The sequence below is a fragment of the Zavarzinella formosa DSM 19928 genome (genome assembly GCF_000255705.1).
GTDB lineage: Bacteria > Planctomycetota > Planctomycetia > Gemmatales > Gemmataceae > Zavarzinella > Zavarzinella formosa.
In genome coordinates, this window is record NZ_JH636441.1 from 846288 (window position 1) to 851169 (window position 4882).

The window sequence follows — 4882 nt, forward strand, 5'->3', positions numbered from 1 at the left end:
CATTCAGGATGTCGCGCACCCTGTCAGCTCCGTAGCCAAAATCGCTGGCGCAACTGCCGATAATCACGCGCTTGGGCAGCCCAGCCACGCCAATTTTTACCTTGTCGTGCGACTTGAAGGCCGGATCAAGGTCGCTGAACACCTCGGCCAAGCCTCGCAGGATGTTCTCACGTGGGTTTAACAGATACTTTCCGAACGTCCCCCGGATATTGTCGAGCGTAAACGGTGCTGGCTTCACCATGTCCTGTTGAAACCGCTTCTTGTCGTTAGCGCTCGCAATGGTTTCGATGTTCAAGCCGTTGTAGACGTGCCGCCATGCGGATTTGAGGAGGGAATCCTTTAGAGTGTGGTCATAGATGCGGCCGGTGTCAAAACTGGTTTCGCCCAATGTCCCACCGACGCATGCGGCGGTCTTTATCGCCGTTCCTGCGGCCTCGAAATCAGCCAGAGCTTGTGGGATGGCTGCCAGCTTGTTGTCGTACTCCGTCACAACATCAGAAAGGTTACGCTGCAAAGCAAGCTCGTTTCCACGGCTTGCGTCTTCATTTGTTTCGTGCTTAATGTAGGTCATAATCGCAAACTCCATTTTGCGGTTTAAAGGTGGGAGGGGTGTCAGCCCCTCCCATGTTCGTATCACGCCGCGAGATGCTGCGCAACTTCTTCCTCGCTCACCACGCTGGATTCCTCCTGGCGGCGATACCACTGCTTGCTTTTGCCGTCGAACTGGAATCCGTCAGCGATCAGGGCTTTCCGGGTTTCTTCAGAAGGCTTTTCCAAGAAGGTGATGGAAGTGGTGAATGAACGGCGGGAAATTGCTTGATTATTGGACATGATCTTTACTCCATTTGGTTGTTAGGTTTTAGGAAGAGGCTTCTTGCCTCGCCCTGAAACCTAATGGTGGCCATGGCCTTGGCAGGGAGGGTTCGGGCAAGTCCGGCCGGGCGGCGATTTTGCCTTCCGCGAGGAGGCCTTTAGGCCGGGGAAAATCGTTGGCTGGACGCCCGCTTGGGCTTGGACTTGAGCGAATCCGGGCAGCATGCCCTCTCTTAACCGCCGGTCAGGCGGAACTGCGGGCTCAAACACGACGTAGAATGCATGAAAGAAGGCGAGGCTACCGACGAATTGCCTGTACTGACACAGCGAAGGGAGCGGCAATGCTTCACGAAGTTAGGGGAGAATTGCGGGCAATTGCGCGTGGGCAAGACCCATATCGCATGGGTAGTAAATCGGAAAGTGATGGAAACGGATGGATTGTAGTCTTCCTGGCCGCGATTTCGGCCGCACTCTATTATGGCGGTTCCCATGTTTACGGATACCTGTCAAGACTTAACGTCCCATCGAGGACCTGGCTATTCCTTATCGGCTTCGCCTTTCTCTTCGGTTCTTACTTCATCTACCTGTTACGAGAGCGTCGAAGGGATCTTTACGGCTATCTTGAGCTCGTTGCCGGGATGGTCGGCGTCCAGTGGTCCATTTTCACGTTCGAGGGCGACAAGACGACTGTTGGCCTTGCATTATCTTTCGCGGGGTTCGTCCGGGCATTCGACAATGTCAAGGAAGGAAAGAAGAAAAGGCTTCTGAAACGGCTCCGCAACGAAGTCGAAATCCTGCTCAAAGACAAATGCAACGCGACTTTATCCGCCATCGAATACGAGTTTCTCAAGGCAATCCAGGAGCCTGCTCTCGTCGGTGAAATCTTGAAGGGACTTAGAAAAGAAGCGGACGCTCATCACGAAAGCTTACGCGTTCTCATGCCCACACGCGATCACTCTGAACTAGATAGCTATGCAAAGAAGCTTTAGACGACAGCCATGCAACTGTGCTGCGGGCCGGGTCGTCACTTCCGGCTTGACGGCACCCGTCTCCATTCGCACTTTCTGTTCTCCCTCTTGGAACCTTACGGTTTTCAACCTTCGGGCAGACGCGCTCTGTACAGTGGTTTTTCCCTGCGTGAACACTCTCCACGCCGCCGCAGCATCTCGACACTGCCACGATTCGACCATTCGCTCAAGGTAAAAATGTGCTGCGTGAGGCGGGGCCATATCTCTTACCGGGCCATCGTTGGCATGGGGGCCTTGCGGGCCGTACCACCTGTTGCCGGGTCCGTCTGAACCGAATCCACCTGCCGACTTCCGCGCGGGCAAGCCCGCCGCCGCAGCACATTCCGACTATGCCACGGCTGCCAAAATCGTGCAACAATTTCCGCGAGAGGTGGGCCAGAGGCGGCCGCTTGGCCGGTCGCCCTTGCGACGGAACCCGGAGGACAACCGACGGCGCAGCCGGCTCGCCCGATTGCCTGAAGTGCCGCTATAATCCTCAGCGGAGGGCAACCGATGACCTTCACGGTTTGGCGGCAGAGGACTAAAGGGATGGCGACGCGGAAAACCGGTTCGAGGCGGATCGTCGTCGATGGGGTCGCGTACCGGTGGCGAATCCGCCAGCGAGAGACGTACTCGCAGACAGGCTACGGATGCGGCAAAGTGCATCTCACGGTCGAGTTGGCCGAACAGCCCGGCGCGATCTTGATGCTGTATACCGACCGCCCACACCCGGCCGATTGGGGAACGAAGGTCGTTGTTCCGGTCTTGCCTTCTGACGTGGCTGGATGGGTTCGGGAAGCACTGGCGGCCGGGTGGACGCCAGCTCAACCGGGGTCTGAATTCGCCCACAGGCCGGTTAACCATGATTGCTGATGAGTTCGTCAAGGCGTTGAAGGCAGCCGCCAACGCACACACGTTCACGGAACCCGACAACTCATTCCTCATGCAAAGAGAAGTCGCATTCCGTGCCTGGTCAAAAATCAAGCGTCGGCGGCGAAAGAAGCAAGATGATCCGGTTCTCGACCTGATTTCGCGGTATGACCTCACCGGCGTGGTTATTCACCAATTCAGCTTCGTGACGGAGGTGCATGCCCATGGCACGGAGCAGATGGTCGCCCAGCAGCCGACCTACGAGTATTTCGTTGAGAACGGGATAATTCTGGTCATGTATTACAAGGAATCTTACCCTGGCCCGACGGGGGTCACGTCAGCGCTGTTTCTTGAGCTGCTGGCCTTGAGGGCGCGCATGCTCGCGGAATACCCGGCCGATTCGTCAGAGGAAAGGCTTGACTCCATCACGGCCGATTATGCCGGAAAGGCCCTGGCCATCACACCACTCGCTCCGCGATTCAACTTCTTCGGAGAAGACGCGGCCAAGTTTGAAGCGGGGAAAAAACTTCAGGCAACCCATCTGACAAAATGAGGAATACACATGGCATTTATCAAAGACTGGACATGGGGCCGGGAAGGAGTCACCCTTTATGACGACCACATCACATGGTACGAAAAAGAAGGGGCGGTACGGTTCGCCAGCGGGGGAGCATGCGACCAATCCTTCGAGAGCTTCCTCCAGCGTGGCGCATGGGTCGAGGGCGCCCCGCCCGAAATCCTCGCCGAACTGACACAGGCAGTACAAGACCATGTCGCAAAACGTGACGCCCGCGCGAAGTTCAAAAGCACGTACTCGATCTCGGGAGACGACCTGTCAGCCCTGCCGGTGAAAGCCATCGGCCCGGCGGTGGCGTACTATCAGTCGGTACTTGGCTTTTCGGTCGTGGCAAGCGACGAGACCACGGCGATTTTGCAACGGGATGAAGCGCAGATTGGCCTGGTGGCAAAGCCCGACCACGAACCGGAGAGGGCCGGGTCGTTTGCAATCACCGTGACCGACCTCGATGCCATACGTTCCGAGCTTGATGGTCGCGGCCTCGACCTTGGCGACATCCGGGTCGATGAATGGGGCGGGAGAAAGCACCGCGTATGCTTCCTCCGCGAGTTCGAGAACGGCTACTGCTATTGTTTCACGCAGCCGTTGGCGCAGGGGTGAACGGGGTTCGATGATGCCGTCGAGTATTCCAGCATCTGACCCGCCGTGATTCACTCGGCTTCGGCAGTTTCCCCCACTTCCCATGAACACAAGCGGAAAAACTCCCGAAGACGTTTTTTGTGAATTTTCGCGGGACGGTGTCGATTCCTTGGTTAGCCATTCGACAAGATGGAGGAAGGCCGAGAGTGACCGTGCGGGTATCGAGCCGTAAAACGCAATGGGATAGAGTTTGAAATGAGAAAGATTGGCGTTTTCGAACACGTCTCGCTCGACGGCATGATCTCGACCGGGAACGAAGAGGGGGACTCCGGTCATGGCGGTTGGACGGCGCCGTATCGATCTCGCCTTCGTCAGTTAAAAGACTTCGTCTGCGGGCGCCCAGATCAACGCGTATCGGCACGTCGCTGAAGACTCAACCGACGTGAATGGCAAGGCTGAGTAGGAATCGCGCCAAAAGGATCAAAATATGCGACCGCTTCGGTATTCGATCAATGTCACCCTGGACGGGTGTGTCGATCACCGGGCCGGGGTCGTCCCGGACGAAGAACTGCACCGTCACCACGCCAGGAACATCGAGCAGGCCGATGCCCTTCTCCTCGGTCGGGTGACCTACCAAATGATGGAGGAAGCATGGCGGCCGGTCGCGGAGACGGGAGAAAGGCCGGGCTGGATGTCCGACTGGATGGTGCCTTTTGCCCGGACGATCCATGCGGCAAAGAAGTACGTCGTGTCCGGAGTCCTGGAACTGGTTGATTGGAACGCTGAGCTGGTACGCGGAGAATTGGGGGAGGCCATACAGCGGCTCAAACGGGAACCTGGCAAAGGAATCAGCTTGGGCGGCGTGAAGCTCCCGTTGGCGCTGGCCGAGTTGGGGTTGATCGATGAGTACGAGTTCGTTGTCCATTCCCGGATCGCAGGTCACGGACCGACGCTGCTCGCCGGCCTCTCGAAGCATGTCGACTTGAAGCTCGTGAGCCGGGCGGAGCTCGGCTCCGGGGCGGTGGCGATGCGGTAT

At 57.4% G+C, this 4882-nt stretch carries 6 protein-coding genes; 4 read left to right on the forward strand and 2 right to left on the reverse strand.

Translation table 11 applies throughout. The annotated features are described in order from the left end of the window. A partial coding sequence (locus BGIM_RS51435) for a DUF4942 domain-containing protein (protein ID WP_162136271.1) occupies positions 1–571 on the reverse strand: 571 nt, incomplete at its 3' end. A gap of 62 nt (positions 572–633) precedes the next feature. After that, positions 634–831 carry a hypothetical protein gene (locus tag BGIM_RS0120060; RefSeq protein ID WP_020471521.1) on the reverse strand — a complete coding sequence of 66 codons (198 nt, stop codon included), beginning with the start codon at positions 829–831 and terminating at the stop codon, positions 634–636. Between the two features lie 323 nt (positions 832–1154). Between BGIM_RS0120060 and BGIM_RS0120065 the strand changes: the two genes are divergently transcribed. The 4 genes from BGIM_RS0120065 to BGIM_RS60475 form a co-directional block, all read left to right on the forward strand. Further along, the gene (locus BGIM_RS0120065; protein ID WP_020471522.1) at positions 1155–1802 is read left to right on the forward strand and encodes a hypothetical protein; all 648 of its coding nucleotides are present in this window, start codon (positions 1155–1157) and stop codon (positions 1800–1802) included. An 880-nt stretch (positions 1803–2682) separates the two neighbouring features. Further along, complete coding sequence (locus tag BGIM_RS0120075) at positions 2683–3243, forward strand: hypothetical protein (protein ID WP_020471524.1); 561 nt, start codon at positions 2683–2685, stop codon at positions 3241–3243. A gap of 9 nt (positions 3244–3252) precedes the next feature. Beyond that, on the forward strand, positions 3253–3867 hold the full coding sequence (locus tag BGIM_RS65930) for a VOC family protein (RefSeq protein WP_020471525.1): 615 nt from the start codon (positions 3253–3255) through the stop codon (positions 3865–3867). 466 nt (positions 3868–4333) lie between these two features. Beyond that, a partial coding sequence (locus tag BGIM_RS60475) for a dihydrofolate reductase family protein (RefSeq protein ID WP_072022277.1) occupies positions 4334–4882 on the forward strand: 549 nt, incomplete at its 3' end.